We start from the raw sequence: 18,205 nt of genomic DNA on the forward strand, positions 1-18,205 counted from the left end.
TCACACGATTTGTTTTTGACAGCCTGTCTGACTGACAAATTCATCGTAGCATACAATTTGCGAGAAAAAAGATGGAAAAAAATTCATAGACTTTAAAATTACCTAATTTATCCTAAGAGAAGAAGGGAACAAAAATAAAAGAAATATAGAGTATAAAAGGAATTTATAGTGTTTTTATACTTGGTTTTAAGAGGGGGTTTTTGGATAAAGTTACCTAAATAGAAAATGAAGAATCCTATTGTATCAATGGTTTGAGCGATTTTTTGAGGAATATAATGGATTGATTTTTACAAAACTGTAATGTTTCTGTTGTTCTTTTTTATAATAAAGTAACATATTTTTAATGTTGTAGCAGACAAAAAAGCGGCTATCTCTTTACATAGACGAAGGAGATAGCCGTTTTCCTATTATTACGTATGTTACGAGTTATTACGAGTTAGTTTCAATTGCTTCTAATAATAAATCCACAATGTGAATTCCTCTTATTTTATGAGAAAGCCCTTCTCGCTCAATGCCCAATTTCATTTGTAATAAACAACCTGGATTTGCAGTAACAATGGTTGCTGCGTCTGTTTCATGCACACGGTCCATTTTGTAATCTAGAAATGCCATTGATAACTCTGAATGAACAATATTGTAAATACCAGCAGAACCACAGCAACGGTCGGCATCTTTCATTTCACGGTATGTTGCACCTTGGATAGCCTCTAGTAACATACGAGGTTCAGAAGATGTGCGCATAACATTGCGTAAATGACAAGAGTCTTGATACGTAATAACTTGCGGCGTGAGTCGTAAGTTATTACGTTTATGGAAATCTAGTTCTACTAGAATAGCAGTAATATCTTTAATTTTAGAAATAAACTGCTTAGCACGTTCAGCCCAATCCGGATCATCCTTTAAAAGATAATCATAGTCTACGAGATAAGCTCCGCAACCACCTGCATTCGTAATAATATAGTCGATGTTTAAATCTTCGAATGCTTTTATATTTCGCTTTGCTAATTCTTTTGCTCCACTCTTTTCACCAGCATGTCCATGCAATGCACCGCAGCAACTTTGTGTTTTCGGAATAACGATATCACAACCAGCTAATTGAAGAAGTTTCATCGTTGCGTTATTTGTTTCTAAAAACATCGTATCCATTAAGCAGCCTGTGAAGAATGCAACTTGTTTTTTCTTTGTACTTTCTGCAGGTAAAAATGAAGGACGATCTTTCATCGCTTTCATTTTAGGGACTTTGGGTAAAACGAGATCCATCGTTGCAAGTGTTTCAGGGAATAACTTCATAATCCCTGTTTTATGTGTTAGCGTTTGTAAACCAGAACGTTGATAAAATCCGATTAGTCCAGTTAATGTTCTCATTCGATTTTGATGGGGGAATAATCCTTCAAAAACGACTTTTCGAACAGCTTTCACTGGCACTGAGAATTTTTTATTTTGATTAATAATATCACGAGCTTCTTCTAATAAATGTCCATAATTTACACCAGATGGACAAACAGGCTCACAAGCACGGCAACCAAGACAAACGTTTAATGTATTTTCAACATCTTCATCTGGTTCGATTAAACCATCAACGACTGCTTTCATTAATGCGATACGTCCGCGCGGTGAATGTGACTCTTTATATCCGGATTGAATGTAGGTAGGACAAGTAGGTAAACAAAAACCGCATCGCATACAGTTTAGTAATTCATCTTCACTTAATCGTTCTTTAAATTCTTTTTGAATATTTTCTTTATTTAATGTGGTCATCGCTCAACCACCACTCTTTTTCGAGTGTCTTTCGCGAACATTTTTCCAGGATTCATAATGTTATTTGGATCGAAAGCTTGCTTTATTCCTTGCATAGCTGCAATACCTTCTTTACCTAATTTCATTTCTAAATATGGAGCTTTCATTGCACCAACACCATGTTCACCAGTAATTGTGCCACCAAGTTCAATTGCTTTCGCAAATATTTCAGCAAAAGCTTGCTCAGCTCGGTGCATTTCTTCTGCATTACGAGCGTCTGTCATACAAGTTGGATGTAAATTACCATCACCAGCGTGTCCAAACGTACAAATAGGAATATTATATTTTTTTGCAATGGCATTAATAGCTTCAACCATAGGAGCGATTTGTGAACGTGGTACAGTTGCATCTTCTAATATTGTAGTAGGTTTTAGTCGTGCGAGCGCTGATAGAGCACTACGGCGAGCGGTACGAAGCGCATCTGCTTCTGTTTCATCTTTTGCAACGCGAACATCAACTGCATTCATAGAGCGGCAAACATTAGCCATGTTTTCAATATCTCGATTGACTACTTCGGGCGGACCGTCTTGTTCGATTAATAAAATTGCTTTTACATCTGTAGGTAAACCGATTTGTGCAAACTCTTCTACTACTTCAATTGTCGGTTGGTCTAAAAACTCCAGTGTTGCTGGAATGATTTTATTTGCAATAATAGAAGAAACAGTACGTGCAGCTTCATTAATATCTTCATATAATGCAAGCATTGTTTTCTTTGTTTCAGGCATAGGAACAAGTTTTAATATAGCTTCTGTTACCACGCCAAGTGTTCCTTCAGAACCGATAAATAAACGAGTTAAATCGTAACCAGCTACATCTTTTGCTAATTTACCACCAGTGCGAATAATATCACCATTTGGTAAGACAAGTTCAAGCCCCATTACATAATCACGTGTTACGCCATATTTCAAACCGCGTAATCCACCTGAGTTTTCATTAATATTACCGCCGATTGTAGAAATTTTCATCGAGCTTGGATCTGGTGGATAAAATAAACCTTTTTCTTCTACCGCTTTAATAATATCAAGTGTAATGACACCAGCTTGTACAGTAATTGTTAAGTTTTCTTCATCAATTTCTAAAATATTGTTCATATGGCGGAAAATAAGGACGATACCGCCTTCAAGTGGACATGTTCCTGCGCAAAGATTTGTTCCAGACCCGCGCACATACACAGGAATTTTGTGAGTGTTACATACTTTTAACACTTCAGCTACTTCATTTGTATTACGAGGAGCAATGACTGCATCAGGCATTGCTTGGAAGTTTGGAGTAGCATCATAACTATAAGTTAAACGCCCCATATTGGATGTATCTACATTATCTTCGCCAACAATAGATACGAATGAATGAATAATTTGTTTTTCTAACATTGGAAATCCCCCTCAAACTGTTAACGTGTTTAGTTATAATAAACAACGTGGTAACAGTGCTTTCATTATAATGATAAAAAAGTTGAGGGATTCTTTCTATGTATAATCATCTAAAGATTAATCTATTTTATCGTTCTTTTTTATATGATTATCTAATAGGAGAAGTGCGAAGTATAAAACGTTTAAGTCTTTGAATTGTTTTGGATCAAGTCCTGTATGTTCTTCAATCTTTTTTAGCCTGTAATGTAATGTGTTAATGTGTATATGTAATTGTTTAGCCGTCTGTTTATAAGATTGGTTATAATCGATAAATAAGCGTAAAGTGTGCATAAGCTCAGGAAATGATAATAAGTTTTCGATGGTACGCTCTAGAAATTGTTCACGCGTTTCGGCAGAAATATCTTGTAAACACATTTCTAAACGTAAATCTTCATTAAATACAATTTTTTTCGTTTCCAATGATACAGAAAGAGCGCGTAATGCTTGTTCGTAACATATGCTCATATTGTTTGAGGTAACTGTTTGTCCAATCCCTATATATAAAGGAATAGAAAATAAAGTTTCGCAGTCTTGTTTTAATCGTTTTAAAAATTGATAAGTTTGCTCTTTGGAGCTCATTGCTGTAAATAAAATAAAACGATCATTTCCCCAGCGAACAAATAGATGCTCTTTTGTTAAAATATTACGTATGTGTTGCCATATTTTACGCTGGAGCATCGTGTCATTTTTGCCAATAGAAAACAAAATAAGTTGTTTTTTCTTATATAAATCAATGCCAAGTGTTTTTGCGCGATCAAGAAAACTCGGGGACCACTCTGTATTTTGAAGCCAATCAAAGACAAAAGCTTCATAAGAACGGTGCTCAAGTTCTAGTTGCTCTAAAAAGTAGTTTTCATGAATTAATAATTCGGTCATCTTACGCAATATTTCTCCGTAGCGTGAAATGTTTTCAGGTTCTCCTGTAATCCCAATGACACCAATTACTTCATCATGAAATAATAAAGGAAGATTCATCCCAGCCTTTACACCTTGCAATCGCCTTTCATCTTCTTTTGTAATGATGACGGTTTTCTTTTGTTTGGCGCAGCGGAGTGCACCTTCATGAAATTGTCCAATTCTTTCTATATCTGTACTTGCGATAATAACGCCTTCTATATTAATGATAATTATATTTTCTGTAATTAGTCTGCGTACTTCTCGTACAATTTTATTCGCTAAATCAGGAAATAGCATAATTGACACACCTCAAATTCTATTTGTTGTACATTATATATGTAAATTGAGTAAGAAAGGGAAATTTCACACTTTCCACACATTTATTTGTTATTTTACAATTATAACGAAATCATCTGAAGATGGAGGGAATCTTTTGAGAAAGTATGTTTTTCTTCTCTGTTTTTTATTTCTATTAGTAGGGTGTCAAGGAAGTTCATATACACCAATTGCTAAAGATAAAAATGTTATTATAACTACGAATATAAAAGAAGGCAGTATTAGTTTTATTGATAAAAAGGATAAAAAGTTAATTACGACATGGGAACTAAATGAGCCAATGGCCGGAATCACACTGCTTCCAAATGGCGATGAAATACTTGTATACGGTAAGCAATTAGAATATATGTATGTATATTCACTAGCGGAAGGAAGGCAAGTGGAAAAATATAAAACTGGAAAGGGCATTGTAAATGTGGTCGTATCAGCAGATAAAAAACAATTATTTGCTGCTGATCAAAATGTTCAAAAGGTAAGATTCTTTACGATAAATGGGAAAGAGACAGGAAATGTTTCAACAGGAAAAGGGCCTATAACGATGGTAGAGTATCAGAATCGGTTATCTGTACTAAACTTTTATGATACGAAACTAACGACAATTGATACGAAGAAAAAAGAAGTTGTTCAATCCTTTATGATTCCGCCAGCATCAACAGGAGCGACGATTAGTCCTGATGGGAAAGAAATATGGATTGGCGGACATGGTGATGGAAATCAAGTAAATGAGAAAGTGTTAGTGTATTCTTTACAGAGTGGAGAAATGGTGCGTTCTTTACACGCTCCATTTATGCCTGTGAATATAACGAAGGATAGTAAGTACGTATATGCACTCAGTCATGGGTCGAATACACTTAGAAAGTTTGATGTTAGCACATATAAAGAAATAGCTTCTGTAGAAGTAGGGTCGAATCCATTTGCATTTTTGGAGAGCGGAGCAGAAGGGTATGTAGCCAGTTATGATAGTGATGAAGTGTGCGTTATGGATATGAAGAATTTGAAAATAAAACAAACAATTAAAGTCGGAAAAGGACCGTTTCAACTCATAGAGAGGGAAGGGAAGGACAATGAATAAATATAGAGTGCTAGTTGTAGATGATGAAAGTGATATGAGGCAGCTTGTTGGAATGTATTTGGATAACTTTGGATATGAGTGGGGAGAAGCTGAAAATGGAAAAGAGGCTCTTAAAAAGCTAGAAACGGATCATTATGATTTCGTTGTATTAGATATAATGATGCCAGAAATGGATGGACTTTCAGTTTGTAAAGAAATTAGAAAAACGTCAGATGTACCGATTATATTTTTAACCGCAAAAGGTGAAGAGTGGAATAGGGTGAACGGCTTACGTATGGGAGCAGATGACTATATTGTAAAACCGTTTAGTCCTGGTGAATTGGTTGCCCGTATGGAAGCTGTGCTAAGAAGATATACAAAGCAAGAACAGCAAGAAGAGATTCAATTTGGACCAATTCTTATCAATGAAAAAAGTAGACGAATCGAGGCGGATGGTGAATTGATTTCTCTTACTGTAAAAGAGTTTGATTTACTATATTTTCTTTGCCAGCATACAGGACAAGTGTTTAGCCGGGAGCAATTACTTGAAAAGGTATGGGGATATGATTATGCCGGAAGTACAAGAACAGTGGATACGCATGTGAAAACGATGCGCTTGAAGCTTGGAGAAAGTGGAAACTACATTCAAACTGTTTGGGGTGTAGGCTATAAATTCGAGGTGTAACGTATGTTTACGATGGTACAAAAACTTTGGCTTACAGTAGTATGTGCAGTATGTGTAACAGTGTCCTTTCTTTATTTCGTATCTTTATACTCGTATGAAAAATTATACGTTGATAATTTAAAAGCTTCGTTAGTAATGGAAGGAAAAAGTCTTGCTGCTCAATATGATAGGCGTGAAGGAATATCAACTTTTGAAGAGAAAGTAAGATCGTTTGATCAAATATCTAGTTCAGACGTTATTTTTGTGTCTAATCCGCGTGACTTAAGCGCATGTTTGCCTTTTGATGTGCATCACCATTCTCTTATAAGTGAAGGAGATAGGCAAACGCTATTAGATGGGAAAACTGTGACAAAAATAGGATATGAAGAACATTTTGACCGTAATATTATGGGGGTTGTCATTCCTGTATTGGAAAATAAAAAATTAGTCGGAATTGTCTATTCGTATATTCCTTTAAAAAGTATAAAAGATTTAATCTATGATATGGGTCTTATTTTAGCACCGTTAGCAATTGCTATGATTTTAATTACGATATGGGTTGGAAGAAAAATTATAATTGCAATTACGAAGCCACTTTCGCAAATGGAGCGGGTTGCAAATCATTTGGCTACGGGAGATTTCTCGGAGCGGATTACAGTTTCTTCAGAGGATGAAATTGGACGATTAGGAAAAGCATTTAATAAAATGGCAAATTCATTAGAAACAGAAGATGTAAAGCGTAAGGAATTTTTAGCAAATGTTTCGCATGAACTTAGAACACCACTTAGTTATATAAAAGGGTATAGCGAGGCTATTTTAGATGGTGTTGCAAAGGGACCGCAGCAGGAAAAAGTAACGCAGCTAATTCATAAAGAAGCAGGTCGTATGCAGCGTCTCGTTCATGACTTGTTAGACTTAGCACAATTAGAAGGCGAGCACTTTCCGTTAAAGAAGCAACCTATCGTTTTTTCACAGCTGATTGAAGACGTATTAGATACGTATGAGATTAAGTTTATAGAAAAGGAAATTCATATTTCAACCAATTTAAATCCAGAGGTCATTGTCATGATTGATGAGGATCGTATGCAACAAGTGCTTCATAATGTGTTAGATAATGCGATACGGTATACAAATCAAAAAGGAAATATCGTTATAACTTTAGAGCAAATCTATGATTACTGTGAATTAAAAATACAAGATACAGGAATTGGCATTGATATAGAACATTTGGAAAACCTTGGGGAACGCTTTTACCGAGTTGATAAAGCGAGAAGTCGTCAACACGGTGGAACAGGTTTAGGCCTTGCTATTGTGAAACAAATTGTTCATATACATGGTGGACAGTGGCAAATTGAAAGTGAAAAAGATAAGGGAACAACGGTTAGTATTAAACTGAATGTACAGGATGAGGGGGGCATGTTCTAATTTTTAGGACATGTTCTTTATATTGAAGGAAATATTTATACATAAAAATATAAATTAATATGTAATAAATATCGAAAATTTGACTATTTTATGAACAAAACATTTGTACTTCTTATCAATTCGGTCTAAAATAGTTATGATGCAAAGTTTTTATAAATCGTTTCAATTGTTGTTTGGAAGATACTGAGGTGATTTAACTGGAGTACAAATCTATTAAACCGAAAAAAATTTACGAAGAAGTATCTGAAGCTATTTTAACAATGATTAAAAATGGTACGTTAAAACCTGGTGACAAACTACTCCCTGTGCATCAATTAGCTGAGCAGTTTCAAGTTGGCAGATCTGCTGTTCGTGAAGCGCTAAGTGCGCTAAGAGCGATGGGCTTAATTGAGATGAAACAAGGAGAAGGTACATATGTGAAGAACTTCGATTCTTCTTCATTAACGAAATCATTAAACAATAGATTATTAATGAAGAAAGAAGATATTTTGAATTTATTAGAAGTACGAAAGGTGCTTGAAGTGGGGGCAGTTCGAGTAGCGGCGGCAAAACGTACGGAAGATAATTTACAAAATATGAAACATTGGTTAGATGAAATGGCAAAGAGCATTGGAGATGAAAAGGCTGGCGAAAAAGCCGATTTTCAATTTCATATGGGAATTGCAGAGTCTTCGCATAATAACATTTTGCTTGAACTCATGAATCATGTTTCAGAGATGATTGCTGAAACAATTGGTGAATCAAGACGCATTATTTTATATGGTGAACAAACGACATCAGAACGACTTATAGAAGAGCATCAAGTTATATATGATGCGGTGTTAAAACAAGATGTAGAATTAGCGCAGCAAGCAATGCTAGATCATTTAACAAATGTAGAACATATTGTCACAGGTAAAAACGATATAAATTCGTAATTTAATCTTTTAAAAATTTAATTTTCTGATAAAATAGAGAAAGATTAAGTAAGCGTTTTCTTTAGAAGAGGGAGAGGATAGGCCATGGTTGAGCCTATTTCTTCTCTACTAAGTCATCTGATGACCATATGTTTGTTGGTGAAGTTGTAAAAAGGGGGAGTAATAGTTATGAAAGTTACTTTATTTGTTACTTGTTTAGTCGATATGTTTGAAACAAATGTCGGCAAAGCAACAGTTGAAGTGTTGGAGCGTTTAGGTTGTGAAATTGAATTTCCAGAAGCACAAGTTTGTTGTGGGCAGCCTGCTTATAATAGCGGCCATGTAGAAGCAGCAAAAGAAGCGATGAAACATATGATTGAAACTTTCGAAGATGCAGAATATATTGTTACGCCATCTGGTTCTTGTGCGACAATGTTTCATGAGTATCCGCATGTTTTCAAAGATGATCCAAAGTGGGCTAAACGTGCACAAAAAGTTGCTGATAAAACTTATGAATTTACACAGTTTATTGTAGATGTTTTAAAAGTTACAGATGTTGGTGCAAGTTTATCAGGGATAGCTACTATTCATAAATCATGTCATATGACGCGTATGCTTGGAGTAAAAGAAGCACCAGGAATTTTATTATCAAATGTAAAAGGATTAACTGTGAGAGATTTACCAAACGTGCAAAATTGTTGCGGGTTTGGGGGAACGTTTTCAGTTAAGATGACTCCAATTTCTGAGCAAATGGTAGACGAAAAAGTAGATAGTGTCATGGAAACAGGTGCAGATTATTTAATCGGTGCAGATTGTGGGTGTTTGTTAAACATTGGCGGACGTATTGAGCGTTTAGGAAAAGAAGTAAAAGTAATGCATATTGCTGAGGTACTGAATAGTCGCTCATGAAGGGGGAACATAAGCTATGTCTATGAAAATCAGTGAGAAAAAATTTAATGATCGCGTTGGTGATGGAATTCAAGATTCGTTTATGCGCGGAGCAGTATCTTCTGCACAAACGCGTTTATATACGAATCGCTTAAAAGCTGCAGATGAATTAGGAAACTGGGAAGAGTGGCGTGAATTAGGTGAACAAATTCGTCAACATACGTTAGAAAATCTGGATTATTACTTAATGCAGTTAAGTGAAAATGTATCAAAAAGAGGCGGACACGTGTACTTTGCGAAGACGAAAGAGGAAGCTGCAAAGTATATTCAAGATGTTGCCAAAAAGAAACAAGCGAAAAAAGTAGTAAAATCAAAGTCGATGGTAACAGAAGAAATCAGTATGAACCATGCGCTTGAAGAGATTGGCTGTGAAGTGTTAGAGAGTGACTTAGGAGAGTATATCTTGCAAGTAGATAACGATCCACCTTCACATATTATTGCACCTGCACTTCATAAAAATAGAACGCAAATTCGCGATGTATTTAAAGAAAAGTTAGGCTATGAAAATTCTGATGACCCGTATGAAATGACAAAGTTTGTTCGTAAACAACTTCGTGAGAAATTTATGGATGCAGAAATTGGTGTAACTGGTTGTAACTTTGCTGTTGCAAATACTGGCTCTCTTTGTTTAGTAACGAATGAAGGTAATGCCGATCTTGTCATGTCGATTCCGAAAACACAAATTGCAGTAATGGGTATGGAACGTATGGTTCCTACAATGGAAGAATTAGATGTTTTAGTTGGTTTACTATGTCGTAGTGCAGTAGGTCAAAAGTTAACAAGTTATGTAACGGTAGCGGGACCAATTCAAGAAGAGGAAGTAGATGGCCCAGAAGAATTCCACTTAGTTGTGGTCGATAATGGTCGTTCTCAAATTCTTGGATCTGAATTCCGCCAAGTATTGCAATGTATTCGTTGTGCTGCTTGTGTTAACGTATGCCCTGTATATCGTCATGTTGGTGGACATTCATATGGTTCTATATACTCAGGACCAATTGGTGCGGTATTAACACCACTTTTAGGTGGATATGATGATTACAAAGAGCTTCCTTATGCCTCTAGTTTATGCGGAGCATGTACAGAAGCTTGTCCAGTAAAAATTCCATTGCATGATTTATTATTAAAACATCGTCAAGTTATCGTTGAGCAAGAAGGACGTGCTCCACTTGCAGAAAAATTAGCAATGAAAATGTTTAGTATGGGTGCATCTTCAGCAGCTTTATATAAAATGGGATCAAAAATGGCGCCAGCAGCAATGAGTCCATTTACATCTGGTAACCGTGTATCAAAAGGTGTTGGGCCACTTAAAAACTGGACAGATATTCGTGAATTCCCAGCTCCAAGTAAAGAACGATTCCGTGATTGGTATAAAGATCATAAGAAAGGTGGGGACAAATAATGACAGGATTAATTCAAAACCGTGATGCCTTTCTAGATAACATTGCAAAAGAACTTGGGCGCGCTCGTAAAACAGAAGGTGTAGAGCGTCCAGTATGGAAAAGTAATGTGAATATAGAAACGTTAAAAGATTATTCACAAGAAGAATTACTAGAAGTGTTTAAAAAGCAATGTACAAACATTCATACAACTGTAGTAGAAACGACAAATGACAGTTTAGGTGAAGATCTTCAAAAAGTAATTATGGAAAACGGCGGGGGACCTATTTTATTATCAGCAGATGAGCGTTTTGATGCATATGGTTTAACATCTTTATTTCAAGAAGAACTTCCAAAGCGAGACGTTGAAGTGAACGTATGGGATCCAGAGAGAAAAGACGAAAATATGCGTTTAGCTGAAAAAGCGAATATTGGTATTGCATTTAGTGATTATACATTAGCTGAATCTGGTACAATTGTTGTACAAAGTCATAAAGGGCAAGGACGTTCTTTACACTTTTTACCGACTGTATATTTTGCTATTATTCCACGTGAAACACTTGTGCCTCGTATTACACAAGCAGTTCAGGATATGAATTCACGCGTAGAAAATGGGGAGACAGCGGCATCTTGTATTAACTTTATTACAGGACCAAGTAACTCGGCTGACATTGAGATGAATCTTGTTGTCGGAGTACATGGACCATTAAAAGCAGTATATTTCATCGTATAAAAGAGGGGAAAGCAGGCCAGAAAATGGCCTGCTTTTTTAGTAGAATAAAGGATAATATGAAGTAGAAGTTCTCTCCTTTTTTTGCTATGTTTTTTGGGAAAGGAGAGGAAGGGATGTTCACTTATTTATATGCACTGTTAGCAGGGATGGTGTTTGGTTCTTTTTTTATGCTAGTTGCGATGAGGGTTCCATTAGGTGTTTCTATTATTACCCCGCGTTCACATTGTGATTATTGCAAATATGTGCTAAGGACAAAAGAACTAATCCCCATCATTTCATTTTATATACAAAGAGGCTATTGTACGAATTGTAAGAGGAAAATTCCAATTATGTATGTAACATTTGAATATATAACAGGAGGTATATTTCTTCTTACAGTTTATATGATTGGAATAGAACGAGAGCTTATTATCATTTTATCCCTTTTTTCGCTACTTCTTATTATTTCAGTTACAGATTACTTATATATGTTAATTCCTGATTGTATTTTAATTTCGTTTGCCGTTTTACTCATTCTCGAAAGTGTTTTTGTACAATTAGTTACTTGGACAGATAGTATAGCTGGTAGTGGTGTTATATTTATTTTGTTATATTGCATGCAAAAGATATATCCAGAAGGGCTTGGCGGAGGAGATATAAAACTGCTTTCGTTACTTGGTTTTATAGTAGGAGTGAAGGGAGTTTTTATCGTTTTATTTTTAGCATCTTGTTTTAGTCTTTGTTTTTTGGGGATTGGTATCGGATTAAAACGTATAGAAGTACGAAAGCCAATTCCATTTGGTCCTTTTATTAGTCTTGGGGCAATGTGTTATGTATTAGCCGCTTATTCAAATTAGAGAGTGAATCGAAAATGAACGTATATATGGATGATCAAAGAAGTTGCCCGTTCGGGTATGTGTCCGCAACTACAGTAGAATGTGCCTTGCAAATGGTTCGGGATTATGATGTGAATATTCTTTCCCTTGATTATAATATGGGCTGGGGAGCAAAAAATGGACTAGATTTTGTAGAAGCTTTTTGTACAGAGGGGTTATATGTAAATGAAATTCACCTTCATACGAATGATATCATCGGTATGCATAAGATGAAACAGAGAATGGATAAGGGAAAGGAAGAAGAAGAAATTAATCCTCACCTTTTAGTTAAATACGTGGGAAGCTAAAAACTCCAAAGTAAAACTTTGGAGTTTTTAATGTTTCATATGTGCTTGTAAAGGAATAATCTCTTCTTGTTGAGCTGTTGCGATTTCAGTTTTTTCCTGTTGAACGTCAGGTGTTTTCTTTGTTAAGTAGTGGTATACCATACCGACAAATACTGATCCACCAATAATGTTACCGATTGTAACAGGAATTAAGTTATGAATAGCACCTGAAAAAGAAATTGTCTCAGGATGCGGTGAAACTAAAGATAAAGCAAAGAGTGATAAGTTTGCAATACTATGTTCGTAGCCAGATAAGAAGAATGTGAAAACAAGTAGCATCATGACCATTATTTTTGCTGTGTCACCTTTAACCTGAGAAGGTAAGAAACAAGCAAGACATACGAGCCAGTTACATAAAATAGCTTTAAAGAATAACTGCATCGTAGGTGTGTTCATCTTTCCTTCAACGACTTTACTCATTAAGTGACCGTGATCAATTGCTTCGAAAATTCCAGTTGCGTAAAATAGTAAGGCAAAGAATAACGCGCCGGCTAAGTTACCTGCATAACAAGCAACCCAGTTACGAAGTGTATCAGAAATCGTTGTTTCTTTTCTTAAAGTTGCTACAGTAAAGTACATTGTGTTTCCAGTAAACAATTCAGCACCGCCATATATAATAAGTACGAGAGCAATCCCGAAAAACATAGAAGCAGCTAAATACGTTGCTGGTGAATCTGCAATGTGAAAAAAGTTACCTAATTTAAAACATAGTACAATAATAAAACCGATATAAATACCCGCAAGTGCAGCACGAATGAAATATTGCATTGGGTTTGTATCTAGTATTTTCTTTTTGTTTTTAGCCAGTTTGACAACATAATCTAGTCCTTGTTCTAGCATGAGTAATACGCTCCTTTAGTAAATCTTCTATAAATACTCCTTATATGAATAAAGTACATGGAATTGTTCTCACTTTCAATAAGTTTGTGCAATGTTTCACAAAAAGGACATACATACATTAAGAAAACGTTTACAAAAGGTAGTATAATGGAATTTTTTCTGGACATTGAGAGGAAGAACGGAAAAAGAAAAAGCGCTGTAATTACAGCGCTTTTTCGTCTAAATTCTTTTCTACTTTTACTTCTACTTCTTTTGAGAAGAACCAACCACCAACTGCGATTCCGACTAATACAATCCAGAATGTAAGCTTCCACGGAGTGGATTCTGGGAATGAATGTGGTATTACATTTAATGCAGGGTGTGCTAATGTATAAACTGCTAGCTTCACACCAACCCAACCTACAATTAAGAATGCTGCAGTTTCAAGTCCTGGTTTACGTTTTAAAATCTGTACGAAAGCAGTTGCTGCAAATCGCATAATGATTAATCCGATAAGTCCACCTACAAAGATAACAACGAATTGCCCAGTATCAAGACTACCAATTGTACCTAATCCTGTTTTTGGTAAAGTCATTGCTAGTGCAACAGCAGCTAAAATTGAATCAACTGCGAAGGCGATATCAGCAACCTCAACTTTAAATACAGTCCACCAAAAGTTCTCTTGTTTTTTCTTTGCTTCTTTTTCTTCTGTTTCTTCATCTGTATTCTTTTTAACATATGTTTTAAATAAGTGATTACCAGCGATAAACATAAGGTAGATGGCACCGATTGCTTGCACTTGCCATACATCGACTAAGAACGAAATCATAAATAACGATCCAAATCGGAAAACAAATGCCCCCGCTAATCCATAAAATAGTGCTTTCTTTCGTTTTTCTTCTGGTAAATGTTTTACCATAATTGCAAGAACAAGAGCGTTATCAGCCGCTAAAATCCCTTCAAGTGCAATTAGGATGAGTAATACCCAACCATACTCCAATAATAATGATACATCCATGTACATTCTCCTCTCATTTCTATAAGTTCTAAATAAGTGAAGAATTTCCCCACTATTTAGTTTCCCCATACTCCTGCCTATTAACTTTGGAAGAATCTGGAAATGAATACGAAAAAGACCTCTGCCGTTAATAGGCAAAGGTCTTGCTAGACATATGTAATAAAAAATGCCAACAAAGCCGGAAGAACTAAGTTCTACGTAATGACGACTTTGTTTCCAAGAAATATTCTTGGACGCTACTCCCCTTTGGAGATATGTTATTGTATTCTCATTATATGGATAATTTATACGGTTGTCAACCTGTTAAAATATCTTCATTCGGATATTTTATTTTCGGGTTCTTTTTACGAGCAAATGAAAAAGCCAATGTTAAAGGACCCATTTTCCCAAAAAACATCATAAAGATAATAATAGCTTTTCCGATTATAGTTAAGTGGGGTGTTAAATTCATACTGAGGCCAACAGTCCCAAATGCTGAAAATACTTCGAAAGCACTCATCAATAGAGGAACTCGCTCAGTAATACTTAAAATTAAAATAGCAAAAAAGATAAATGAAATGGAAATAATAGTAATGGTTAATGATTTGACAATGAGAGTATCTTTAATGGATTTTTTAAATACGACAATATCCTCTTGTTGTTGTAAAAATTTAAATACGCCAAAAAATATGATTAAAAATGTTGTTAACTTAATCCCACCACCAGTTGAAGCGCTACCAGCACCAATAAACATAAGGAGCATCATTAATAGGAGGGAAGGTTTTGATAATGTAGAAATATCAACTGTATTAAACCCGGCAGTTCGCGTTGAAATTGCTTGAAAATAAGAGGCCAATACTTCTTCAAATGGGGTAAAACCTCTCATAGAAAGGGAGTTATGGAACTCGAATATAAAAATAAAAAGGGTAGCAATAATGTTGACGATTAGAGTAGAAGAGAGCATAAGTTTTGAATGTAGTGTAAGGTTTTTAAAGTTTTTCTTTCTTTTTATGTCTACGATTACTGTAAAACCAATTCCACCTAAAATGATGAGAGAGGAAATGACGAGATTGACAAGAATACTATGAGAATGGGACATTAAATTATCGCTCCACACAGAAAAGCCAGCATTGTTAAAGGCTGAGATTGAATGGAAAAAACTATAATAGATCCCTTTCGTAACCCCGTATTTGGGTACCCATTCAAAAGAAAGAATTATAGTAGCGATACATTCGACTGTAAAAGAGAATAAAAATAATGCTTTGGCAAGACGGATGACGCCGCCGATATTCGTTTGATTTAATGCTTGTTGCAGTAAAATCCGATTTTGAAGACCGATTTTTCTTCCGAGCATAATCGCAATTAAGACAGCAAAGCTCATAATGCCCAGTCCGCCTACTTGTATAAGTGTTAAAATGACACATTGGCCAAATAAGGTAAATACCTTCCCAGTGTCTACCACACCAAGCCCTGTAACCGTACAAGCAGAAACGGTTGTAAATAAAGCATCTAGCCATGAGATAGACGTTGTTGTAGCAATTGGCAACTTTAATAAGCATGTACCGATAAGTGATAACATAATAAAAGCCAATGTAAGAACACGGGGAGGACTCATGCGAATATTAATCCGTTTCATGTTACATATCGTTCCTTTCAGTTTGCTTTTACTAGTATGTGAAAAAGTACGATTATGTATGTTAAAAATAGAAAGAGGCAGAGAATATCTGCCTCTAAGCCATATGTTATATTATTATCCACGTAGTTGTTGTTGAGCTAAAGCAACAAGACGTTTTGTTACTTCACCGCCAACTGAACCGTTAGAACGAGATGCTGTATTAGATCCTAAGCTTACACCAAATTCTTGTGCAATTTCATATTTAAATTGTTCAAGCGCTTGTTCTGCACCTGGAACTAATAATTTGTTTGTTTTTACCATGTTGATACACATCCTTATGAGTAGTCCAGTTCAGCTAAGTTCTTATCTAAACTGGTAACGTTATTTTATGTGGAAACGACGTACTCATACGCGGAAGTAATCGGTGCGATTAGAAGTTCTTGGATAGAAAAAAGAGTAGCAAATTTGCTACTCTTTTTTTAGTATTGTCGCTGTTCCTTCCACGACAATATCATCTGATTGATTATATATGTTTGTTTGCAACGTAATGATTTTTTTATCGTCACGCTTCTTAATAACCTCTGCCACAACGCGAAGTGTATCACCGATTTTGACAGGGGCACGGAATGAAACATTTTGGGATAAATAAATCGTATTTTTGCCTGGGAGTTTCGTTCCAAGGATGGTAGAAATAAAACTCGAGACGAGCATTCCGTGAGCAATACGTTCTTTAAACATTGTCGTTTTTGCAAAAGAATCTAAAATGTGAATAGGATTCACATCTCCAGTCAATTTTGCAAAATTGATAACATCTTCATCTGTAATTGTTTTTGTAAGGGATGCTTGATCACCGACTTGAATCTCATCATAGCGAAGCTCCGGAACAGTTTGTGCTTCTTGAAATGGATTCATTTTGTCCTCCTTCTTTTCCATATCGAAAAATGTTAGCCACCTTGATGTAGTAGGAGGAAGAAAGAGTTTTGTTTGTGCTGCGGTTAGCTCCCACATTTTTCTTACTTGATGGAAGTAAATAGATTTTTTGAGTTTTCCTCGAACTTTTTTGCGAGTTCCAACTGTTTTGACTTGAACTCTTCCAAAAAACCCTCTAACTGTTTTTGAGCCTCTTCACGTTGTAATTGTTGTTGCTCAATAAATTGTTTTGTTGTTTCTTCAAATTGACCGCTTGTTTGTGTAAGAATTGACAAAGAAGTTTTTGTAGGAGAAACGGTAAGCTGATGCATATGAGCAGAAAGTTCCTTCCACTTGTCTTGCCATTCGTTAATTTGATCATTTAAGGAGTTTCCAGTTAATTGTTTCACGTAATCTGTATATTGATTATTGAACTGAGCAGTGAGTTGTTGCAGTTCTTTTTCTAGTTCATCTACTCCTGATGTTAATTTATGCAAAGCGTCTTGTTGTTGTTTTAATGTTTCTAAAGTAAGTTGCTCTAACTGTTTTCCAGCTGAAGAGAAAAGAGAAAGTGATTGAGACCAGTTTTTCCAAAATGCATCGACTAATTCGTATGGTTTAGTTTCCATTGTTTGACCCCCAAATGTTTTTTTGCATATTGTGAACGCAGATTACTCTGCTGTACCACCAGGTGAAGATGAAGAATCCTTTTCATCCTTTTCTGGAGAAGTAGAAAATGGAAAGAATGCATTGGTGTATAACGTGAAAAACGTTCGCAACATATTTTGATAATGTTCAAAAGAAGTCGCACATGTTGTTAAATATTGCTCTCCATATTCAGTTAAAGAATAAATTCTTTTTGCCGGCCCTCCATCGCTTGTATCCCAAGTAGAAGAAATAAGGTTTTCTTTTTCTAATTTGCGTAGTGTTCTATAAACATTACCTTGGTCAACAGAAGAAAAGCCGATATCCATTAGCATTTGAATAAGTTTGTAACCATGAAGACTCCAGTCTTTTAGACAGAGAAGTAAGAAGGGAACTAAGAAGTTTTTTGGCATGGAGTTTGGTTGTTTCGCTTGGTTGCTCTCCAAACTTTCGCGTTGTTCTGGTTCATTTTGTAGCATGATTGTGC

19 protein-coding genes and 1 riboswitch are annotated in these 18,205 nt (G+C 35.6%); of the genes, 9 read left to right on the plus strand and 10 right to left on the minus strand.

Annotated features, from left to right (window positions below):
* Positions 1-429: 429 nt before the first annotated feature.
* The 3 genes from AXW78_RS06260 to AXW78_RS06270 form a co-directional block, all read right to left on the minus strand.
* Entirely contained in the window at positions 430-1,758 is a 1,329-nt protein-coding gene (locus AXW78_RS06260; RefSeq protein WP_061883910.1) for a (Fe-S)-binding protein, read from the minus strand.
* Positions 1,755-3,167 carry a glycolate oxidase subunit GlcD gene (gene glcD, locus AXW78_RS06265; protein ID WP_061883911.1) on the minus strand — a complete coding sequence of 471 codons (1,413 nt, stop codon included), beginning with the start codon at positions 3,165-3,167 and terminating at the stop codon, positions 1,755-1,757. Before glcD ends, AXW78_RS06260 begins: the two co-directional genes overlap by 4 nt.
* Positions 3,168-3,284: 117 nt before the next feature.
* The gene (locus AXW78_RS06270) at positions 3,285-4,400 is read right to left on the minus strand and encodes a CdaR family transcriptional regulator (protein ID WP_000898636.1); all 1,116 of its coding nucleotides are present in this window, start codon (positions 4,398-4,400) and stop codon (positions 3,285-3,287) included.
* A gap of 136 nt (positions 4,401-4,536) precedes the next feature.
* Between AXW78_RS06270 and AXW78_RS06275 the strand changes: the two genes are divergently transcribed.
* The 9 genes from AXW78_RS06275 to AXW78_RS06315 all read left to right on the plus strand — a co-directional run bounded on the left by AXW78_RS06275 (position 4,537) and on the right by AXW78_RS06315 (position 12,694).
* On the plus strand, positions 4,537-5,511 hold the full coding sequence (locus AXW78_RS06275; protein ID WP_001234149.1) for a YncE family protein: 975 nt from the start codon (positions 4,537-4,539) through the stop codon (positions 5,509-5,511).
* Positions 5,504-6,175, plus strand: a complete 672-nt coding sequence (locus AXW78_RS06280) for a response regulator transcription factor (protein ID WP_001046395.1) — start codon at positions 5,504-5,506, stop codon at positions 6,173-6,175. Before AXW78_RS06275 ends, AXW78_RS06280 begins: the two co-directional genes overlap by 8 nt.
* Positions 6,176-6,178: 3 nt before the next feature.
* On the plus strand, positions 6,179-7,579 hold the full coding sequence (locus tag AXW78_RS06285) for a sensor histidine kinase (RefSeq protein WP_061883912.1): 1,401 nt from the start codon (positions 6,179-6,181) through the stop codon (positions 7,577-7,579).
* Positions 7,580-7,806: 227 nt separating this feature from the next.
* Positions 7,807-8,496, plus strand: coding sequence for a FadR/GntR family transcriptional regulator (locus AXW78_RS06290; protein WP_254904515.1), 690 nt, complete (start codon positions 7,807-7,809; stop codon positions 8,494-8,496).
* A 168-nt stretch (positions 8,497-8,664) separates the two neighbouring features.
* Positions 8,665-9,384, plus strand: coding sequence for a (Fe-S)-binding protein (locus AXW78_RS06295; protein ID WP_000869152.1), 720 nt, complete (start codon positions 8,665-8,667; stop codon positions 9,382-9,384).
* A 16-nt stretch (positions 9,385-9,400) separates the two neighbouring features.
* Positions 9,401-10,822 (plus strand): LutB/LldF family L-lactate oxidation iron-sulfur protein, encoded by a 1,422-nt coding sequence (locus AXW78_RS06300; protein ID WP_000061927.1) that lies wholly within the window; start codon positions 9,401-9,403, stop codon positions 10,820-10,822.
* Positions 10,822-11,532, plus strand: coding sequence for a LutC/YkgG family protein (locus AXW78_RS06305; protein WP_000147193.1), 711 nt, complete (start codon positions 10,822-10,824; stop codon positions 11,530-11,532). The genes AXW78_RS06300 and AXW78_RS06305 overlap by 1 nt, the downstream gene beginning before the upstream one ends.
* A 113-nt stretch (positions 11,533-11,645) precedes the next feature.
* A complete protein-coding gene (locus tag AXW78_RS06310; protein ID WP_000495722.1) occupies positions 11,646-12,368 on the plus strand; it encodes a prepilin peptidase in 723 nt (240 codons plus the stop codon).
* A 14-nt stretch (positions 12,369-12,382) separates the two neighbouring features.
* Complete coding sequence (locus tag AXW78_RS06315) at positions 12,383-12,694, plus strand: cyclic-phosphate processing receiver domain-containing protein (protein ID WP_001103768.1); 312 nt, start codon at positions 12,383-12,385, stop codon at positions 12,692-12,694.
* A gap of 27 nt (positions 12,695-12,721) precedes the next feature.
* Here the strand turns inward: AXW78_RS06315 and AXW78_RS06320 are convergent, their stop codons facing one another.
* The 7 genes from AXW78_RS06320 to phaQ form a co-directional block, all read right to left on the minus strand.
* The gene (locus AXW78_RS06320) at positions 12,722-13,573 is read right to left on the minus strand and encodes a formate/nitrite transporter family protein (RefSeq protein ID WP_000893022.1); all 852 of its coding nucleotides are present in this window, start codon (positions 13,571-13,573) and stop codon (positions 12,722-12,724) included.
* 202 nt (positions 13,574-13,775) lie between these two features.
* Positions 13,776-14,570, minus strand: a complete 795-nt coding sequence (locus tag AXW78_RS06325; RefSeq protein ID WP_000383326.1) for a TerC family protein — start codon at positions 14,568-14,570, stop codon at positions 13,776-13,778.
* A gap of 90 nt (positions 14,571-14,660) precedes the next feature.
* A riboswitch (yybP-ykoY riboswitch) is annotated at positions 14,661-14,827 on the minus strand.
* A gap of 38 nt (positions 14,828-14,865) precedes the next feature.
* Positions 14,866-16,185, minus strand: a complete 1,320-nt coding sequence (locus AXW78_RS06330) for a TrkH family potassium uptake protein (protein ID WP_061883913.1) — start codon at positions 16,183-16,185, stop codon at positions 14,866-14,868.
* A gap of 114 nt (positions 16,186-16,299) precedes the next feature.
* Positions 16,300-16,485 (minus strand): alpha/beta-type small acid-soluble spore protein, encoded by a 186-nt coding sequence (locus AXW78_RS06335; protein ID WP_000241212.1) that lies wholly within the window; start codon positions 16,483-16,485, stop codon positions 16,300-16,302.
* A 147-nt stretch (positions 16,486-16,632) separates the two neighbouring features.
* Positions 16,633-17,076 (minus strand): MaoC family dehydratase, encoded by a 444-nt coding sequence (locus AXW78_RS06340; RefSeq protein WP_001067916.1) that lies wholly within the window; start codon positions 17,074-17,076, stop codon positions 16,633-16,635.
* 101 nt (positions 17,077-17,177) lie between these two features.
* Positions 17,178-17,702, minus strand: coding sequence for a polyhydroxyalkanoic acid inclusion protein PhaP (gene phaP, locus AXW78_RS06345; RefSeq protein ID WP_000448594.1), 525 nt, complete (start codon positions 17,700-17,702; stop codon positions 17,178-17,180).
* A gap of 42 nt (positions 17,703-17,744) precedes the next feature.
* Positions 17,745-18,197, minus strand: a complete 453-nt coding sequence (phaQ, locus tag AXW78_RS06350) for a poly-beta-hydroxybutyrate-responsive repressor (RefSeq protein WP_000939955.1) — start codon at positions 18,195-18,197, stop codon at positions 17,745-17,747.
* Positions 18,198-18,205: the final 8 nt, after the last annotated feature.

The sequence above is a fragment of the Bacillus thuringiensis genome, assembly GCF_001595725.1.
In the GTDB taxonomy this organism is placed as follows: Bacteria; Bacillota; Bacilli; order Bacillales; family Bacillaceae_G; genus Bacillus_A; species Bacillus_A thuringiensis_K.

Excerpts from the sequence above, each read along its gene's own strand:
- phaP (WP_000448594.1), bottom strand. The coding sequence starts at position 17,702 with ATGGAAACTAAACCATACGAATTAGTCGATGCATTTTGGAAAAACTGG.
- AXW78_RS06310 (WP_000495722.1), top strand. The coding sequence starts at position 11,646 with ATGTTCACTTATTTATATGCACTGTTAGCAGGGATGGTGTTTGGTTCT.
- AXW78_RS06305 (WP_000147193.1), top strand. The coding sequence starts at position 10,822 with ATGACAGGATTAATTCAAAACCGTGATGCCTTTCTAGATAACATTGCA.
- AXW78_RS06300 (WP_000061927.1), top strand. The coding sequence starts at position 9,401 with ATGTCTATGAAAATCAGTGAGAAAAAATTTAATGATCGCGTTGGTGAT.
- phaQ (WP_000939955.1), bottom strand. The coding sequence starts at position 18,197 with ATGCTACAAAATGAACCAGAACAACGCGAAAGTTTGGAGAGCAACCAA.
- AXW78_RS06320 (WP_000893022.1), bottom strand. The coding sequence starts at position 13,573 with ATGCTAGAACAAGGACTAGATTATGTTGTCAAACTGGCTAAAAACAAA.
- AXW78_RS06330 (WP_061883913.1), bottom strand. The coding sequence starts at position 16,185 with ATGAAACGGATTAATATTCGCATGAGTCCTCCCCGTGTTCTTACATTG.
- AXW78_RS06340 (WP_001067916.1), bottom strand. The coding sequence starts at position 17,076 with ATGAATCCATTTCAAGAAGCACAAACTGTTCCGGAGCTTCGCTATGAT.
- AXW78_RS06280 (WP_001046395.1), top strand. The coding sequence starts at position 5,504 with ATGAATAAATATAGAGTGCTAGTTGTAGATGATGAAAGTGATATGAGG.
- AXW78_RS06335 (WP_000241212.1), bottom strand. The coding sequence starts at position 16,485 with ATGGTAAAAACAAACAAATTATTAGTTCCAGGTGCAGAACAAGCGCTT.
- glcD (WP_061883911.1), bottom strand. The coding sequence starts at position 3,167 with ATGTTAGAAAAACAAATTATTCATTCATTCGTATCTATTGTTGGCGAA.
- AXW78_RS06295 (WP_000869152.1), top strand. The coding sequence starts at position 8,665 with ATGAAAGTTACTTTATTTGTTACTTGTTTAGTCGATATGTTTGAAACA.
- AXW78_RS06270 (WP_000898636.1), bottom strand. The coding sequence starts at position 4,400 with ATGCTATTTCCTGATTTAGCGAATAAAATTGTACGAGAAGTACGCAGA.
- AXW78_RS06325 (WP_000383326.1), bottom strand. The coding sequence starts at position 14,570 with ATGGATGTATCATTATTATTGGAGTATGGTTGGGTATTACTCATCCTA.
- AXW78_RS06285 (WP_061883912.1), top strand. The coding sequence starts at position 6,179 with ATGTTTACGATGGTACAAAAACTTTGGCTTACAGTAGTATGTGCAGTA.
- AXW78_RS06315 (WP_001103768.1), top strand. The coding sequence starts at position 12,383 with ATGAACGTATATATGGATGATCAAAGAAGTTGCCCGTTCGGGTATGTG.
- AXW78_RS06260 (WP_061883910.1), bottom strand. The coding sequence starts at position 1,758 with ATGACCACATTAAATAAAGAAAATATTCAAAAAGAATTTAAAGAACGA.